The organism is Tissierella sp. (assembly GCF_032104385.1).
Taxonomy (GTDB): domain Bacteria; phylum Bacillota; class Clostridia; order Tissierellales; family Tissierellaceae; genus Tissierella.
On the sequence record NZ_DAMCHJ010000008.1, the window covers coordinates 103,809 to 119,567 of the forward strand.

Below are 15,759 nucleotides of genomic sequence, written 5' to 3' on the forward strand. Positions count from 1 at the left end.
CTTATTCTTTAGATGGTTTTTCTATTATCTCTATTTTTTTATTCTCTTCCATAGTTTCTTGCTTTGGTGAATTTAGAATTTTCATTATTTCCATCATCTTGCCCATTTCTTTAAATTTATCTTTGTTTTTTAGATCGTCATTATCCATTAAAGGTGTGAGTATATTCATTAACTGAGCAGGATCTTTTAATCCACCTTGACTATTCATTACAGAAGTTAATACTGAAAACATTTTTTTATACGTATCCATATTTATAATTAAATCCATAATCATTCCAACATTTTTAGTTTCTGATCTAGAAGCTTCTTTTTGTAGTACATTTATTATTTTATTCATCCTATCTTTATTATTATCTACCATTGTGGCTTCTTTAATATATTGATATTCTTCATTTTTCATGAATTCAATTAATTCGTTTATTTTCATAATACGTTCAGTAAATAATATTGATTTATTTATCAAAGGTATGTACTGTTCAGGGAAATATGTCCCAACTTTTTTTGCCATTCTAATTTTTTCCAAAGTATATTTAGTATCAATCTCCATAGTATTTACAAAATTTTCTAAGGTATTTAACCCTGTTAACTTGTTACCTTGATTTTTTCCAGATATTAAAAGAATTATAAATATTAAAATATTATTATCCAAAACCAGCCCCCCTGACTATAGAATAGATATAATACTCATTATATGCAGCGCTAGATTAATAGTTGCAATATCTTTTAGTAATATATTTATTTTATATTTCATAAATTATGATATAAGAAAGGGAGGGATTAAAATGGAAGATAAAAAAATGAAAAATATTATTGATAAGATTGAGGGATATACTCCTAGTGATGAAGAGATTTCAATAATTGAAAATCTTGCAGATAAGTATATGGATAAGTCAGAAGATGATATATTTGTAGAGATTATAAAAGTAAAATCTGATATGGAAGATAAGATAAGCGAGGAGCAATATGCTTCAATATTAGAAAAACTAGACACTATTCGACCTATGTTAAATGAAGAGCAAAATATTAAGTTGAATAAAGTACTAGAGTTACTAAATAAAAACAAGTAAGATGAGGAGGGTTATTTACCCTTCTTTTTGTTGATAGAATTTAACATAAAACTTATGTTTATAGAAATTATTAATGAAAGAATTAATTACAAATAGATAAATTAATGTTAATATATAGGTATGGTAAATTTTAAAATAAAGAGTATAAACTGTGATTTTGATAAAATTAGAAATTGGAAGTGAATAATATGGAAGTTGTTAAAAAATTAATTAAAGAAAATGATCATATAACAACAGAATGGTCAGGGGGAAAGACTACACAATTATTTATATATCCAGAAGATTCAAATTACGATGCTCGTAATTTTAAATTTAGATTAAGCTCTGCTACTGTGGAATTGGGAAAATCAGAGTTTACCAAATTAGAAGGAATACATAGATTTATTACACCGCTTAATGGAGAACTTAAGTTAACACATAATCATAAAGATTATATTAATTTAAAACCTTTTGAGATATATGAATTTGACGGAGGCATAAATACTACAAGTTATGGAATAGTAAAAGATTTTAATTTAATGTTAGGAAGTGGAGTGAGAGGAGAACTTGAAAGTATTTATATAAATAAAGAATATTCTTTAATAAAGGAAAATCAATCTAATTTTAATGAAATTTTTTATTTTTTATATACCTATAATGATACAGTATATATTAATATTGATAAAGAGATAAATATTATTAGACCTTTTGAAATTTTTTTGATTAAATTGAATAAAAATTTAGATTTAAACTTAAATATAAAATCTCAAAATCCTACTTATATTTTATTAGCAAGAATCTACATATAAATTCTACACAAAAGCCTTCATAAAGATGAAGGCTTTTGTGTAATATTTCTCAAAGTGGGTAATAATTAGAAAGAGTGATTTTAGGAGGAGATACAATATGGAGAAGACAAAATATTTAATTATAGGTAATGGAATAGCGGGACTTGCAGCTGCTAGGGAAATAAGAGCTAATGATGAAAAAGGTATTATTATAATGATAAGTAGTGAATCAACCCTTACTTATTATAGAGTAAAATTAACTGAATATATGTCTAAAGAATTTACTGATGAAGAACTATTAGTCAGTAAAGAAAATTGGTATAAAGATAAAAATATAAAGGTTATTCTTAGAAAAGTTGTTGAGGATATTGATATTACAAATAATAAGGTAAGACTTGATGATGGACAAGAAATAGGCTATGAAAAGTTGCTAATAGCAACGGGAAGTCGTCCGTTTATTCCTCCTATTAATGGAAAATATAAAGAGGGATTATTTGCCTTGAGAACTTTAAAGGATTTACATTATATAAAAGAGTATCTGAAATCTTGTAATGATGTTTCATTAATTGGAGGAGGACTTTTAGGACTTGAAGCGGCATGGGCATTAAAGGAATTAGACAAAGAAGTAAGTATAATAGAATTTGCACCATATCTATTACCTAGACAATTGGATAAAGAAATATCAGATAAACTAGAAAAGAAACTTTCTGAACATGGTTTCAAAATTTATCTTTCATCACAAGCAGAAGAGATATTAGGTGATGGTGTAGTCACTGGTATAAAATTAAATGGGGAAAGGAAGATTGAATCTGACGGCATCTTAGTATCTTCAGGGATCAGACCAAATTTAGATTTAGTTAGGTATACAGAAATAGAATGTAATAGAGGTGTAATAGTTGATAAACATTTAAAAACAAATATAGCTAATATATATGCTGCAGGAGATGTGGTTGAAATAGATGGAATGGTATTAGGACTTTGGACGGCTGGAAATGAGCAAGGTAAGGTAGCAGGGGCGAACATGACGGGCAAAGAATTAGAATACAATCAACCTAAGATATTTACAACATTAAAAATGGGCAGCATAGAACTTTTTTCTGCAGGGATTATAGATGATTTTGATAGGGTACATGAATACAAAGATGACGAAAGAGATATTCATCATAAGCTATTTACTCGAGATAATAAAATAGTTGGAGCAATTCTTTTTGGAGATTTAAAAGAAATGAATACCATTAGAAATGCAGTAATATCAAATACAAGTATAGATGAATATATTAAAAAGGATAGCAGGTTTAAATAATTGATAATAGAAATATATTATTGGGGGTAAGGTTATGGATATTAAATTTTATGGTGCGGCAAAAATGGTTACTGGTTCTAACTATCTTGTGAAAACTGAAAAATATAATATACTTATAGACTGTGGAATGTTTCAGGGAAATGAAGAAATAGAAAGGTTAAATTATAATGATTTTCCTTATGATCCCAAGGAAATAGATTTTCTTATATTGACACATGCACATATAGATCATAGTGGTAGAATTCCTAAATTAGTAAAGGAAGGTTTTACAGGTAGAATAATAACTACAAATGCTACCTATGATTTATGTAAAATTATGTTAAAGGATAGTGCGAAGATACAGGAATCAGATGTGGAATGGGAAAATAGGAAAAGACAAAGGGCTGGGAAACCACCTATAGAACCACTATATACTATGGACAATGCAGAAAGTAGTTTGAAATATTTTGAACCATATTTTATAGACCAAAAGATAAAAATAAATGATAATATCCAAATTAGATTTAAGGATGCAGGGCATATTTTAGGCTCAGCTATAGTGGAACTATGGGTTAAAGAAGGAAGTGAAGAAGTAAAGTTAGTTTTCTCAGGAGATTTAGGTATGCCAGGTAGACCCATTATTAACAATCCAGACTATATAGATGAAGCAGATTATCTTATCATTGAATCCACCTATGGTAATACTATACATGAAAGTTTCGAAGAAAGTACTGAGAAATTAATAGATATAATTAATAAAACTGTAATACGAGGAGGAACTGTACTTATTCCCTCCTTTGCAGTAGGAAGAACTCAAGAGCTTATTTATCAGCTAAATAAATATTATGAATATAATCCATCTATAGAGGAACATATGAGGATTCCAATTTATATAGATAGTCCAATGGCAGTAGAGGCTACAGAAGCATTTGAGAAAAATTCTAGTAGCTTTAATGAAGAAGCAAGAACTCTTGTATTAAAAGGAGATAACCCCTTTGAATTTGATAATTTAAGATATATAAAAAGTCAAGAAGAATCAATGGCATTAAATAAATATACATTTCCAAAGGTAATAATATCTTCAAGTGGAATGGCTACAGCTGGTAGAATAAGACACCATTTAAAGCATAATTTATGGGATAAGAGAAATAGTTTAGTTTTTGTTGGATATCAAGCTGAGGGAACTTTGGGAAGAATACTTTTAGATGGAAAAAAACAAGTAAAAATACTTGGGGAAGAAATTAATGTAGGAGCAGAAATTTATGATATAGAAGGATTTTCAGGACATGCTGACCAAAATATACTGCTTGATTGGGTAAATAAGTTTAAGAAAAAGCCTAAGAAAATATTCATTGTTCATGGTGAAGAAGAATCAGCAATTGCACTTTCAACTCTTATCGGACATCTATATAAAATAGAAACTATAATCCCTGATATAGGAAATAGTTTTAATATTGATGGAGATGAGGTTGAATTAACAAAGAGTATAGAGATATTACCGGATGTTGTAAGGAGAGATATTGAAAATGAATTTAGAATAGCATATAATCAATTTGAAGCATTAATAGATAAATCTAGCCAAATGATTGATAATAAAATTCTAATCCAAAGATATGATGAAATCAAAAATCAATTAATTGATATACAGCATAGATTAATGGATTTGAATATCATGGTAGGAAGATGAAAAAACCTTTATATATAGGAGGATAATATGAAATATTTAGTAAACAGCTCAAATGATCCACGATATAATTTAGCTTTTGAAGAGTATTGCTTTAAAAGTCTAGACCTTAAAGATGATTATGTAATACTTTGGATAAATGGACCTGCAATAATAGTAGGTAAAAATCAAAACACTATTGAAGAAGTAAACCAAGATTTTGTAGATGAAAGAGGTATAAAGGTTGTAAGGAGAATAACTGGCGGAGGAGCAGTATATCATGATTTAGGGAATCTTAACTTTAGTATTATATCTATGTCAACAGGTGCAGAGAAAATTGATTTTAAAAAATATAATATTCCAATAGTTAAATCTTTAGAAAAACTTGGTATTAATTGTGAATTATCTGGTAGAAATGATATTACTATAGATGGGAAGAAGTTTTCAGGTATAGCTCAATCAGTATGGAAGAAGAGAGTTTTAAATCATGGCACATTATTATTCGATACTGAATTAGATATATTGTCAAATGCCCTAAGAGTAAAACAAGATAAAATTGAATCTAAGGGAGTAAAATCAGTAAAGAGTAGGGTAACTAACATAAAACCTTATATAAATAAGGATATAAATATTTATGAGTTTAGAGATGTTTTATTAAAAAGTATATTTGGAATGGAAGGCTTAGAACCTGAGGAGCATAGATTATCTAAGGAAGATTTAGATAATATTCAAAAATTATTTAAAGAAAAATATTCTACTTGGGAATGGAATTATGGAGAATCTCCAAAATCACATTATCAAAATTATAGAAGATTTAATTTTGGAAGCATAGATATTAGATTTAATTTAGTAAGTGGATTGATTTCAGATATTAAGATTTATGGAGATTTTTTTGGTACAGAAGATGTAAAATTGCTTCAGGAAAAATTAAATGGAATAAAATATGAAAAGACAGAAGTATTAAAAGTTATAGAAAGTGAACCTTTGGAAAAATATTTTGGTAATATCTCCAAAGAAGAATTTATGGATTTAATGTTTCAATAGCAAATAATCTTAATTTTAGCAGCTAAAACTCAAAATTATATAGAGCTTTAGCTGCTAGTTTTTTATCTTTAAAAGAAACTATTGGTTGAGTAATGATTTAGATATATAATGTAATTAAAATGAATAGTCTAAATATAAGGGGGAAAACTTATGAAATTACCAAAAAGAATTGGTTTTGCAAATCTACCAACTAGAATTGAAAAATTAGACAGAATAAGCCAAGAGCTAGGAACACAAATTTATATAAAAAGAGATGACCAAACAGGCAGTGAAATATCAGGAAATAAGGTAAGAAAGTTAGAGTTTGCAGTACAGGAGGCTTTGGATAATGGTTGCGATTATTTAATTACCTGCGGAGGCATTCAATCAAATCATGCTAGAGCAACAGCAGCAGTAGCAGCAAAGATTGGTATGGGTGCTTATCTTGTACTTAGAGGAAAAGAAGATTCAGAAGTAGAGGGGAATTATTTTTTAGATAAGATGCTAGGAGCAAAAATTAAGTTTATTACTCCTGAAGAATATAAAAATAGTAGAATGGATATTATGAAAGAAATTAAAAAAGAGTTAGATAAAGAAGGACATAAGGCATATATACTCCCAGAGGGGGCATCTAATGGAATTGGTTCGTTTGGATATTATAAAGCCATGGAAGAGATATTGGAGCAAGAAAAAGAACTTAATATTAAATTTGATGCAATAGTTACTGCCGTTGGTTCAGGAGGAACTTATGCAGGATTATATTATGGAAATTATATAAATAATAATGATGCAATAATTTATGGAGTAAATGTATGTGATAATGCTGAATATTTTACAAATACTATATTGGAGTTATTTAAGGAAATATATAAATATACAGGTGAAGAAGTTTTAGTGGGGAAAGAAGATATAAAAATTCTAGATGGATATGTGGGAAGAGGATACGCTTTGAGTGAGCCTCAAGAAATAGAATTTATTCAGAATTTAGCTAAAAAGGAAGGTGTAATTTTAGACCCAGTATATACTGGCAAGGCAATGTATGGATTAGTGGAAGAAATTAAAAAAGGAACATTTAATAAACATAAAAATATATTATTTATTCACACTGGTGGTATATTTGGTTGGAATAGCTTTGCCAGGAGTTTAGCGGATATAAAAGATTGTTAATTCAACTAAAATGTTATGAACATTTGGATGCATGGTTTCGATATTCTAAAGTAGCCATGCATCTTAGTCTTTTTTGAAATCTCTTTACGTTGTAAGATTTAATTTGTTCAACTATCTTTTCTATTAATTCTTCGAGTGTTTTAAACTTTTTCCATAAAACATTCCAGCTTTTAAAGAACTAAAAAATCCTTTCATAGAACCATTGTTTATATATTTACTAACTCTAGATATGCTTTGAGTCATACAAACTTCCTTAATTTTATCTCTAAAGAGATTGCTTTTATATTAAAACCCTCTATTACTGTTGAATATGGAAATTACATTAATTGGGCTTAAATAAAGTTTTCTACTATATTCAGGGATTGAGAACTTAGCTACACCTTTATGATTAATATTATTAAGTCAACCTCTAATAACAGAATAAGTAATATTATATTTATCTGCTAAGTATAGCATTGAATATTTACCTGAGGTATATCCTTCCACTACTAAATCATTTTTATAAAGGGATTGTCTTTAATAAACTCATTAAGATTATTTTCAAAGATTTTTAGAGGTTCCATAGCTCGCGTCAGTGGATTTCTATGTTTAATTTTGTAACATGTTCTCTCAGGAGGGGGCTCTATAAGTTCAGAAATTTTAATAGGCTGTATGTTTTTAAAAATATGGGCAATATTTTCAGTTACAATAGCCCAGGAACCTGGTATGTCAATGAAATTAAAAATAAGTCCTGCAGTGTCTACAGCAATATTTATAGAATCATTAGGATCCCACCAAATATCATGCCAGATTTGGAAAGCTGGACCCCAATCTAGCCCTATTTCTTTTGCTAAATCTAAGTCTTGAGGATGTACAAAGTCTTCAAAACTGGAAACTAAAGAATTGCTTACTAAAACCAACTTTTCGCTAAATATAGGTTCACTTACTAAGCTATTTGTTTTAATTAATCTAGGGACAAGACCAATATCTATTTCATAAGATTCTAAAAGACCAAATACGGTGTTAGACCAATGAGAACTTACGCTGATTTTGAGTTGACTTTCATTTGAAATAATCTTTTTAAACAGAGGTGGAAAGACATAAGTATTTAAGCTGTCTACTGATCCGATGTTTAATTTTAATGAAGTTTCTTGATTTGCCCAAACATTAGTATCTTTTTTTAAAGACATCCAACGTCTAGCGATTGGCATAAATTCTTCTCCTTTTGAAGTTAATGTAATAAATCGCTTTCCTCGATATCTTTTTATCAGTTGAACGCCCAGTTCTTCTTCTAATACATCTAGTCGATTACTTACAGTAGATTGAGAGAGAAAAAGTTTTTCTGATGCTTTCAATAAACTCTGGGTTTCTACTATGGCAAGGAATGCTTCAATGTTAGATATGTCCATATAATTACCTCCATATATATAATATCTATGATATAGATATTATATAACAAAATGATTCATTATTCAAACTATTAAGAAAGTGATATACTTCTAATTGAAAGAAGTGATACTGATATATCCAAATAAAGTGATATTAGTTTGTCTAGGTAAATTATTTTACAAATCATTGAAATTTTATATAGTTCAATATAAGGGGAGGGCGTTTTAATGGAAAAAAAGATTCAGATGATGGTAGGACCTACAGCAATACCTCATAGGGTATTGAAGGCAATGAACAGAGAATCAATTTCACATCGTTCCAAAGAATACTCTATAATTCAAGAAAGAGTAACAAGTAATCTGAAAAAGGTTTTTGGAACAGAACAAGAAGTTTTATTACTTACATCTTCAGGTACAGGTGCTATGGAATCAGTAATACAAAATTGCTTTTCTTCTGATGATGAGATAGTAGTACCTATAATAGGTAATTTTAGTGAACAGTTTGCCCTTATGGCAGAAATATATGGATTGAAGGTTAAGAGAGTTAAATTTGAGCTTGGAGAAACAGCTGATGTTAACAGAGTTATGAAAGAAGTTAACAAATCTACTAAAGGAGTTTTTGTTGTACATAATGAAAGCTCTACAGGAGTATATAACGATTTAGAAGCCTTCGGTAAAGCTATAAAGGACACTAATGCGTTATTAATAACAGATTCTGTTAGTGGATTAGGTGGATTAGAAATGAAAATGGATGATTGGCATATAGATGTGGTATTAACATCTTCTCAAAAAGCTTTAATGGCTCCGGCAGGATTAGCTTTTGTATCTCTTAGTGAAAAAGCATGGAGTAGAGTAGAGGAATCTAAGTTTCCAAAACATTATTTTGACTATAAGAAAGCAAGTAAATTTAATGAGATACACCAAACTTTAACTACACCTGCTGTTTATACAGTATTTGCAGTTGATGAGGCCCTTAAAATGATATTTGAAGAAGGTCTAGATAATTTATATTTCAGACATCGTACTAATACTGAACTAATAATCAAGGGTGTAAAAGAGGCTGGATTGGGACTTTTTGCAAAGGATGAAAAATTTGCCTCTCCTACTTTAACTGCTGTTTATGCTCCAGGAAAATCAAAATATATAGTATCTGAATTATCAAAGAAAAACATTATAGTAAATGGAGGCTTAGCACCTTTAGCAGAAGACGTTTTTAGGGTAGGAACTATGGGATATGTTTCAGAAAATGATGTAATAGTATTTTTATATGCTTTAAATCAAGTAGTTAACAATATTCGATAAATAGGGATGAATTACAAGTTTAACAGAAAGAAGGTAAAGACAATGGTAACAAAACTTTGTCATGAAGGTAAACTATTTGCTTCAGACTTACAAAAGGAAATAAAAGAACGTTTTTACTACGTTGATGAAGATCAATTAGGAAATAAAAGGTTGTTTTTCGATAACGCGGGAGGATCATTTAGACTAAAAAGTTCTTTGGATAGCTTTCAAAAAGTTGAGTCAATAGGAGACTGTCCAGAAAGAGTACATAGAAATGCAATATACTTAAAAGATATAGTAAAAAAAGGAGAAGAGGATATAAGAACAATACTTAATGCATCTAACGGTAGTATTTTTATGTCTCTAAGTGCTTCTAAAACTATATTTGAAATTACTGGAGTTATTGCTGAAAATGTAGATGGGAATAATATTGTAACAACTATGCTTGAGCATCCATCAGCTTACGATGCTTGCGAATTTTATGCAAAAAAGACAGGAAAAGAACTTAGAATAGCAAGATCTAATTGTGAAACAGGTGCTGTTGATATAGAGGAAATTGTAAAGCTGATAGATAACGATACGTGTTTATTAAGTATTATATATGCATCAAATATATCTGGAGCAATTTTAGACATTGAGGGAATTGTAAAAAAGGCTAGAGAAGTAAAACCCGATTTATTCATAATTTGTGATGCAGTACAGCATGCACCGCATGGGAAAATAGATGTTGACTCTATAGGAGTAGATGCAATTAACTTTGCTCCATATAAATTCTTTGGAGTAAGAGGCTCAGGAGTTGCCTATGTATCTGATAGAGTAGCTAGTTTACCACACCATAAATTAATAGCAAAGCCTTCTAAAGAATGGAATCTAGGGAGCCCTGCACCGGCACAATATGCTTCTATAAGTGAAATTGTGGGTTATGTTTGCTGGTTAGGAGAAAAATTAGCTGGTGATGGGGATCGTAAGGAGCTATTTGATCAAGGGATGAAGGGGATAGCTTTACATGAGAGAGCATTGTTATTTAGGCTATTGAATGGCTCTAAAGAGATTGAAGGATTGAGAAATATGAAGGGTGTTAAGGTTTTATTAGATTATCCAGATTTGTCAACCAGAGATCTAATTGTTGCTATTGAAATAGAAGGTATGGATTTTACTGAAGCTGTTAAAAGATATGAAGAGAAAAATGTAATTGTATATGAAAGGGTATCAACTAGCTTATATTCTAAGAGAATTGTCGAGTCATTAGGATTAAAGGGTGCTATTAGAATATCACCTATACATTGTCATGATATAGATGATATAGATGCTTTTCTAAGAATAACAAAAGAAATAGTAAAAGGGCTTTAATATGTCATAGATTTCTTACAAGGATAAGTTAATCCTGTATGAAATTAAATATAAAAATATGGGGGCTGTATAATTTCCCCAAAAAAGGAGGATATATATGTCATATTTTAAGATTAAAGGAGTTATACCACCAATGATAACTCCATTTAATGGAAATGATGAGGTAGATTTTGAAAAGCATGTAAAAAATATGGAAAAATGGAATGAATATGATTTGGCCGGATATCTGGTACTAGGTTCCAATAGTGAAACTGTCTATTTATCAGAAGAAGAAAAGTTGAAACTAATAGAACTAACAGTTAAGCACAAAAAAGAAGGAAAGTTTGTAATGGTAGGTACTGGAATGGAATCTACAAGGGCTACTATTGAGCTTACAAACAAAGCAGCAGACTTAGGAGCAGATTGTGCACTTATATTAACACCATTTTACTATGCTGGGAAAATGAATGACGAAGCATTAATTAACTATTTTAAAGAGGTTGCAGACAATGTAAATATTCCAATATTAATATATAATGTAACTAAATTTACACACATAAATATTTCTCCTAAGGCTGTTGGAGTATTGAGCAAACATCCAAACATTATTGGAATGAAAGATAGTTCAGGTAGTGTACCACAGTTAGTTGATTTTAAGAGAGTTGTAGATATGGACAAGTTTAATCTGTTAGTAGGTACAGCATCGGCCTGGTTCCCTGCCCTTGCTATAGGTATTGAAGGTGCTATAATGGCCTTAGTAAATAGTTGTCCAGGTGAATGTGTAGATATACAAAAAGAATTTGATAAGGGAAATATTGAAAAATCAAGAGAAATATACGAAAGAGTATTTCCGGTAAATAGCGCAGTAACAGGGGCATTTGGAATAGCTGGATTGAAGTACGCATGTGATTTATTAGGATTTGCAGGAGGACTTGTTAGAAAACCATTATTACAGCTTAAGGCTCAAGAAAAAGAAAAATTAAAAGAAATTTTAAGAAATGCAGAGGTACTATAGGATTTAGTCAATATAAAAATAGCTAAAGGATGGTGCTAATACATGAAGTGGTGGTTTAATCAAAAAATGCATATTAAAATTTTCATATGTATTGTAATTGGAATTATTTTAGGTGTTACACTTGGAGAAAAAGCATCTGTACTTAAACCATTAGGAGAAGTATTTCTAAGACTATTAAAAATGTTAATTGTACCTCTAACATTCTTTACTATTGTTAGTGGAATCACTAAAATGGAAGATATCAAATCACTAAGAACTGTGGGCGGCAGAGTAGGAATATATTATATATTTTCTTCTTTATTCGCAGCAACTAGTGGTATGATAATGGCATTGATAATGAAACCAGGTAAAGAAGTTATAGGAATTTTAGATCAAGGAGCTACTGTAGAAGTATCTAATTTTAACTTCTTAGAAAATGTAATTAGTTGGATTCCTACTAATCCAATAGAATCTCTAGTTACTGGAAACATGCTACAAATAATTTTCTTCTCAGTATTTATGGGAATTGCATTATTATTGTTAGGTGAAAAGGTAAAAAAACTAGTTGAAATAGTTGATCAAAGTGCTGAAACAATGATAAAAATTACAGATATTGTAATGGGATTTGCACCTTATGGTATATTAGCTTTAATTGCCGAAATGGTAGGAACATTAGGTAGTAAGATGTTGGCAGAGGTAGGGAAATTTATATTAACAGATTACTTAGCTTTAACTCTTATGATATTAGTAGTGTATCCAATCATACTTAAATATATTGGGAAATTAAGTCCGCGACAATTCTATCGTGCCATAGCACCAGCTATGTTAGTAGCAGCAAGTACTACTTCATCTGCAGCAACATTACCAATATCTATGAACGTTGCAGACAAAAACTTAAAAATACCAGAAAAAATATATGGCTTTACTTTACCTTTAGGTGCTACAGTAAATATGGATGGTATGGCAGTAGCTCTTGGAGTAATATCTGTATTTGCAGCAAATGTTTATGACCTTCCAATTACTTTGCCTTTAATGCTACAGTTTATGTTCCTAGGACTAATATTATCTATTGGAGCAGCTGGAGTAAAAGGTGCTGGTATAGTAATGTCTACGATTTTATTACAAACCTTAAACTTACCTCTAACATTAGTACCAATATTTGCAGCTATTTGGCCGATAATAGATATCGGTCATACTACAACGAATATAACTGGCGACTTAGTAGGAACTACAATAGTTGCAGCTAATATCGGAGAAATAGATGTAAATGAGTTTAACAATTCTGTAATAAAAAACGTAAAGCCATAGAATTAAACATATAAACTTCTAAATTAATTAAAAGACTTCAAATAACCAATTGGTTACGAGAAGTCTTTTAAATTAATTATTAATGTAAAAATGTCTAGATATCTAAATCCCTATATAATACAATTAATCTATATAGCAAAAGGAGGAATTATATGAAAAATAATAACCTTTACTGTACAAACTGTAAAAAGGTGTATTCAAAGGAGACTATTGACTTTAGATGTGAGGTTTGTCATGAACCTTTAGAGTTAGAAGAGGTAAAGATAGGAAAAATAAAGGATGGGAACATACTAGAACAAAGTATGCTAGAAAGATACGAAGAATTCTATCCATTTTTAAATATAGATAGGGATATTACCTTAGGGGAAGGATTTACTCCTCTTGTAGAATCAAAGGAAATAGCTAATGAGTATGACTTAAATGGTATTTACTTTAAAAATGAAGGACAAAATCCTACATGGTCCTTTAAAGATAGGGGCACTATCACTGGTGTATATAGAGCAATAGACTTGGGATATAGAAGGATAGGGACTGTTTCGTCAGGAAATATGGCTACATCAATTGCAGCATATGGAGCGAAGGCAAACCTAGAAACTATTGTACTTGTAAAAGGTGATATTGCTGATGAGAAGCTAAAACCTATTGCCATATATGGGCCAAAATTGATTAAGGTTGAGGGTGATTATGGTAGACTTTACTCTGAAAGCTTCAAACTAGGCCTTGAAAATGAAATACATTTTATTAATTCTGATGTACCTTATAGAGTTGAAGGCTATAAAACAATTGCTTTTGAAATCTGTGAACAACTTAAATTTAATATTCCAGATTATGTAATAGTTCCTACATCTGCAGGAGGAAATATACGGGGGATAGAAAAAGGATTTAGAGAGTTTAGAAATGCTAATATAATAGACAAGATTCCTAAGATAATTTGTGTTCAAGCAGCAGGATGTGCACCAATTTATAATGCATTCCATAATAATATGATAAATGTGGAAAGGTTTCAAAATCCTAAGACCATAGCCCAAGCAATACAAAATCCTACGCCACCTAGTGGAAATCAAGTTCTTAGAATGATAAGAAAAAATGGTGGTACTATTGTGACTGTCAGTGAAGCAGAAATAATAAATGCACAGAAAAGATTAGCTAGATTAGGCATTTTTGCACAACCAGCTTCAGCTACTTCCTTAGCAGCAGCGGAAAAACTAAAAAATATAAACTATATTAAAGCTGAAGATAGAGTAGTATGCATAGTTACTGCCTCTGGACTTAAATATACTGCTGCATTAGAAGAACATGATTTAGAATTAATGGAATGTAGAATAGAGGAGCTTGATAATATTATAAGAAGTTGATTATAATATGTATCAGTTTTTATTACTCTATTATGGAAGGGAGAATTATTATGAGAATAGCTATTATAGGATTCGGAGGGGTAGGAAGGGCTTTTCTTCAGTTATTAATAAATAAAAGTTCTGAACTACTTAGGGAAGGAATAAATCCTAAAGTAAAGTATGTAATATCGTCTAAAGGTGGAGTGTATGATTCAGAAGGAATTGATATTAATAAGTTTGTGGATTATTCAAATGCAAATAAAGATATAATTAATTATCCTATAGGGGGTTCTCAAAATATAACATTTAATACTTTGTTAGAAAATAAAGATGTAGATATTATAATTGAAATGACTCCTACAAATATAAAAACTGGTGAGCCAGGGATGACCTATATTACCAAATCATTAGAAAATGGTTTTCATGTAATTACAGCAAATAAAGGTCCAATTTTACTAGACTATAAAAAGTTAAATGAAATTGCTTACCAAAATAATGTACAGTTAGGAATAGGATGTACTTCCGGTGGAGCATTGCCAACAATAAATGGTGGGATTATTGATATGGCAGGGTCAACTATAGAAACTATTTAAGGGGGACTAAATGGAACAACTAACTTTATTATAAATGAAATGGAGAAAGAAAAAGTAGAATATAAAGAAGCATTAGAAAAGGCTCAAAAGTTAGGGATTGCTGAAACAGATCCAACGCTTGATGTAGAGGGGTGGGATACTGCTACTAAGCTATTAATCTTAACTAATGTTCTTATGAATGAAGAAAAGACCATGAAGGATATCAATGTAGAAGGTATTACTTCTATAAAAGCTTCTGATATTGAAGAAGCAGCAAAAGAAGGGCTAAAATATAAATTGGTGGGTAGAACAATTAGGACGAAAGAAGGATTAAAGATGTCAGTTAAGCTTGAAAAATTAGATATAGATAATCCTCTTTTTGGGGTAGATGGGAAAAGTAAAGCAGTAAGATACACTTCTGATACTTTAGGAGATTTGACTATTATTGGTGGAGCATCAGGAGTAATACCAGCTGCCGCATCGATTTTGAGAGATCTTATTAATATAAAAAGAGGATATAAATTTACTAGATATTAACATGAATCTTTTGGCTAAATTTAGCGAAGAGATCACAGTATATAAAATTTTGTATAAACTTGAAATAT

General features: G+C 30.0%; 14 protein-coding genes and 2 pseudogenes. 13 read left to right on the forward strand and 3 right to left on the reverse strand.

The features are described 5' to 3' along the window. Position 1: 1 nt before the first annotated feature. Positions 2–649 (reverse strand): hypothetical protein, encoded by a 648-nt coding sequence (locus RT714_RS09730; RefSeq protein ID WP_313757376.1) that lies wholly within the window; start codon positions 647–649, stop codon positions 2–4. Between the two features lie 133 nt (positions 650–782). On the opposite strand from RT714_RS09730, the gene RT714_RS09735 reads away from it, so the two are divergent. From RT714_RS09735 to RT714_RS09760, 6 genes are all read left to right on the forward strand, one after another. Then, positions 783–1,067: a hypothetical protein gene (locus tag RT714_RS09735; RefSeq protein WP_313757377.1), complete on the forward strand. Its 285-nt coding sequence runs from the start codon at positions 783–785 to the stop codon at positions 1,065–1,067. A 188-nt stretch (positions 1,068–1,255) separates the two neighbouring features. Then, positions 1,256–1,855: a HutD family protein gene (locus tag RT714_RS09740; RefSeq protein WP_313757378.1), complete on the forward strand. Its 600-nt coding sequence runs from the start codon at positions 1,256–1,258 to the stop codon at positions 1,853–1,855. Between the two features lie 97 nt (positions 1,856–1,952). Further along, positions 1,953–3,137 (forward strand): FAD-dependent oxidoreductase, encoded by a 1,185-nt coding sequence (locus tag RT714_RS09745; RefSeq protein ID WP_313757379.1) that lies wholly within the window; start codon positions 1,953–1,955, stop codon positions 3,135–3,137. Between the two features lie 34 nt (positions 3,138–3,171). Further along, positions 3,172–4,803, forward strand: coding sequence for an MBL fold metallo-hydrolase (locus RT714_RS09750; protein WP_313757380.1), 1,632 nt, complete (start codon positions 3,172–3,174; stop codon positions 4,801–4,803). Positions 4,804–4,830: 27 nt separating this feature from the next. Continuing rightward, positions 4,831–5,823 carry a lipoate--protein ligase gene (locus RT714_RS09755; RefSeq protein WP_313757381.1) on the forward strand — a complete coding sequence of 331 codons (993 nt, stop codon included), beginning with the start codon at positions 4,831–4,833 and terminating at the stop codon, positions 5,821–5,823. Between the two features lie 150 nt (positions 5,824–5,973). Then, on the forward strand, positions 5,974–6,969 hold the full coding sequence (locus RT714_RS09760) for a D-cysteine desulfhydrase family protein (protein WP_313757382.1): 996 nt from the start codon (positions 5,974–5,976) through the stop codon (positions 6,967–6,969). A gap of 13 nt (positions 6,970–6,982) precedes the next feature. Here RT714_RS09760 and RT714_RS15945 read toward each other — a convergent pair. Both RT714_RS15945 and RT714_RS09765 read right to left on the reverse strand, forming a co-directional pair. Continuing rightward, positions 6,983–7,108: pseudogene (locus tag RT714_RS15945) on the reverse strand (IS3 family transposase); the annotation flags it as partial. Between the two features lie 349 nt (positions 7,109–7,457). Continuing rightward, the gene (locus RT714_RS09765; RefSeq protein WP_313757383.1) at positions 7,458–8,357 is read right to left on the reverse strand and encodes a LysR family transcriptional regulator; all 900 of its coding nucleotides are present in this window, start codon (positions 8,355–8,357) and stop codon (positions 7,458–7,460) included. A 207-nt stretch (positions 8,358–8,564) separates the two neighbouring features. On the opposite strand from RT714_RS09765, the gene RT714_RS09770 reads away from it, so the two are divergent. The 7 genes and pseudogenes from RT714_RS09770 to RT714_RS09800 all read left to right on the forward strand — a co-directional run. Continuing rightward, the gene (locus RT714_RS09770; RefSeq protein ID WP_313757384.1) at positions 8,565–9,638 is read left to right on the forward strand and encodes an alanine--glyoxylate aminotransferase family protein; all 1,074 of its coding nucleotides are present in this window, start codon (positions 8,565–8,567) and stop codon (positions 9,636–9,638) included. Between the two features lie 42 nt (positions 9,639–9,680). Then, a complete protein-coding gene (locus tag RT714_RS09775) occupies positions 9,681–10,967 on the forward strand; it encodes an aminotransferase class V-fold PLP-dependent enzyme (protein WP_313757385.1) in 1,287 nt (428 codons plus the stop codon). 97 nt (positions 10,968–11,064) lie between these two features. Continuing rightward, positions 11,065–11,961, forward strand: coding sequence for a dihydrodipicolinate synthase family protein (locus tag RT714_RS09780; protein WP_313757386.1), 897 nt, complete (start codon positions 11,065–11,067; stop codon positions 11,959–11,961). Between the two features lie 66 nt (positions 11,962–12,027). After that, the gene (locus tag RT714_RS09785; protein WP_313757387.1) at positions 12,028–13,248 is read left to right on the forward strand and encodes a dicarboxylate/amino acid:cation symporter; all 1,221 of its coding nucleotides are present in this window, start codon (positions 12,028–12,030) and stop codon (positions 13,246–13,248) included. 152 nt (positions 13,249–13,400) lie between these two features. Further along, positions 13,401–14,603: a threonine synthase gene (gene thrC, locus RT714_RS09790; protein ID WP_313757388.1), complete on the forward strand. Its 1,203-nt coding sequence runs from the start codon at positions 13,401–13,403 to the stop codon at positions 14,601–14,603. A gap of 50 nt (positions 14,604–14,653) precedes the next feature. Further along, positions 14,654–15,175, forward strand: coding sequence for a hypothetical protein (locus RT714_RS09795; protein WP_313757389.1), 522 nt, complete (start codon positions 14,654–14,656; stop codon positions 15,173–15,175). Positions 15,176–15,193: 18 nt separating this feature from the next. Further along, positions 15,194–15,691 (forward strand): annotated as a pseudogene (locus RT714_RS09800) (homoserine dehydrogenase); the annotation flags it as partial. Positions 15,692–15,759 lie beyond the last annotated feature (68 nt).

Bases quoted from the DNA above. Each gene is read 5' to 3' on its own strand.
- RT714_RS09770 (WP_313757384.1), top strand. From the start codon at position 8,565: ATGGAAAAAAAGATTCAGATGATGGTAGGACCTACAGCAATACCTCAT.
- thrC (WP_313757388.1), top strand. From the start codon at position 13,401: ATGAAAAATAATAACCTTTACTGTACAAACTGTAAAAAGGTGTATTCA.
- RT714_RS09785 (WP_313757387.1), top strand. From the start codon at position 12,028: ATGCATATTAAAATTTTCATATGTATTGTAATTGGAATTATTTTAGGT.
- RT714_RS09755 (WP_313757381.1), top strand. From the start codon at position 4,831: ATGAAATATTTAGTAAACAGCTCAAATGATCCACGATATAATTTAGCT.
- RT714_RS09765 (WP_313757383.1), bottom strand. From the start codon at position 8,357: ATGGACATATCTAACATTGAAGCATTCCTTGCCATAGTAGAAACCCAG.
- RT714_RS09735 (WP_313757377.1), top strand. From the start codon at position 783: ATGGAAGATAAAAAAATGAAAAATATTATTGATAAGATTGAGGGATAT.
- RT714_RS09760 (WP_313757382.1), top strand. From the start codon at position 5,974: ATGAAATTACCAAAAAGAATTGGTTTTGCAAATCTACCAACTAGAATT.
- RT714_RS09740 (WP_313757378.1), top strand. From the start codon at position 1,256: ATGGAAGTTGTTAAAAAATTAATTAAAGAAAATGATCATATAACAACA.
- RT714_RS09795 (WP_313757389.1), top strand. From the start codon at position 14,654: ATGAGAATAGCTATTATAGGATTCGGAGGGGTAGGAAGGGCTTTTCTT.
- RT714_RS09745 (WP_313757379.1), top strand. From the start codon at position 1,953: ATGGAGAAGACAAAATATTTAATTATAGGTAATGGAATAGCGGGACTT.
- RT714_RS09780 (WP_313757386.1), top strand. From the start codon at position 11,065: ATGTCATATTTTAAGATTAAAGGAGTTATACCACCAATGATAACTCCA.
- RT714_RS09750 (WP_313757380.1), top strand. From the start codon at position 3,172: ATGGATATTAAATTTTATGGTGCGGCAAAAATGGTTACTGGTTCTAAC.
- RT714_RS09775 (WP_313757385.1), top strand. From the start codon at position 9,681: ATGGTAACAAAACTTTGTCATGAAGGTAAACTATTTGCTTCAGACTTA.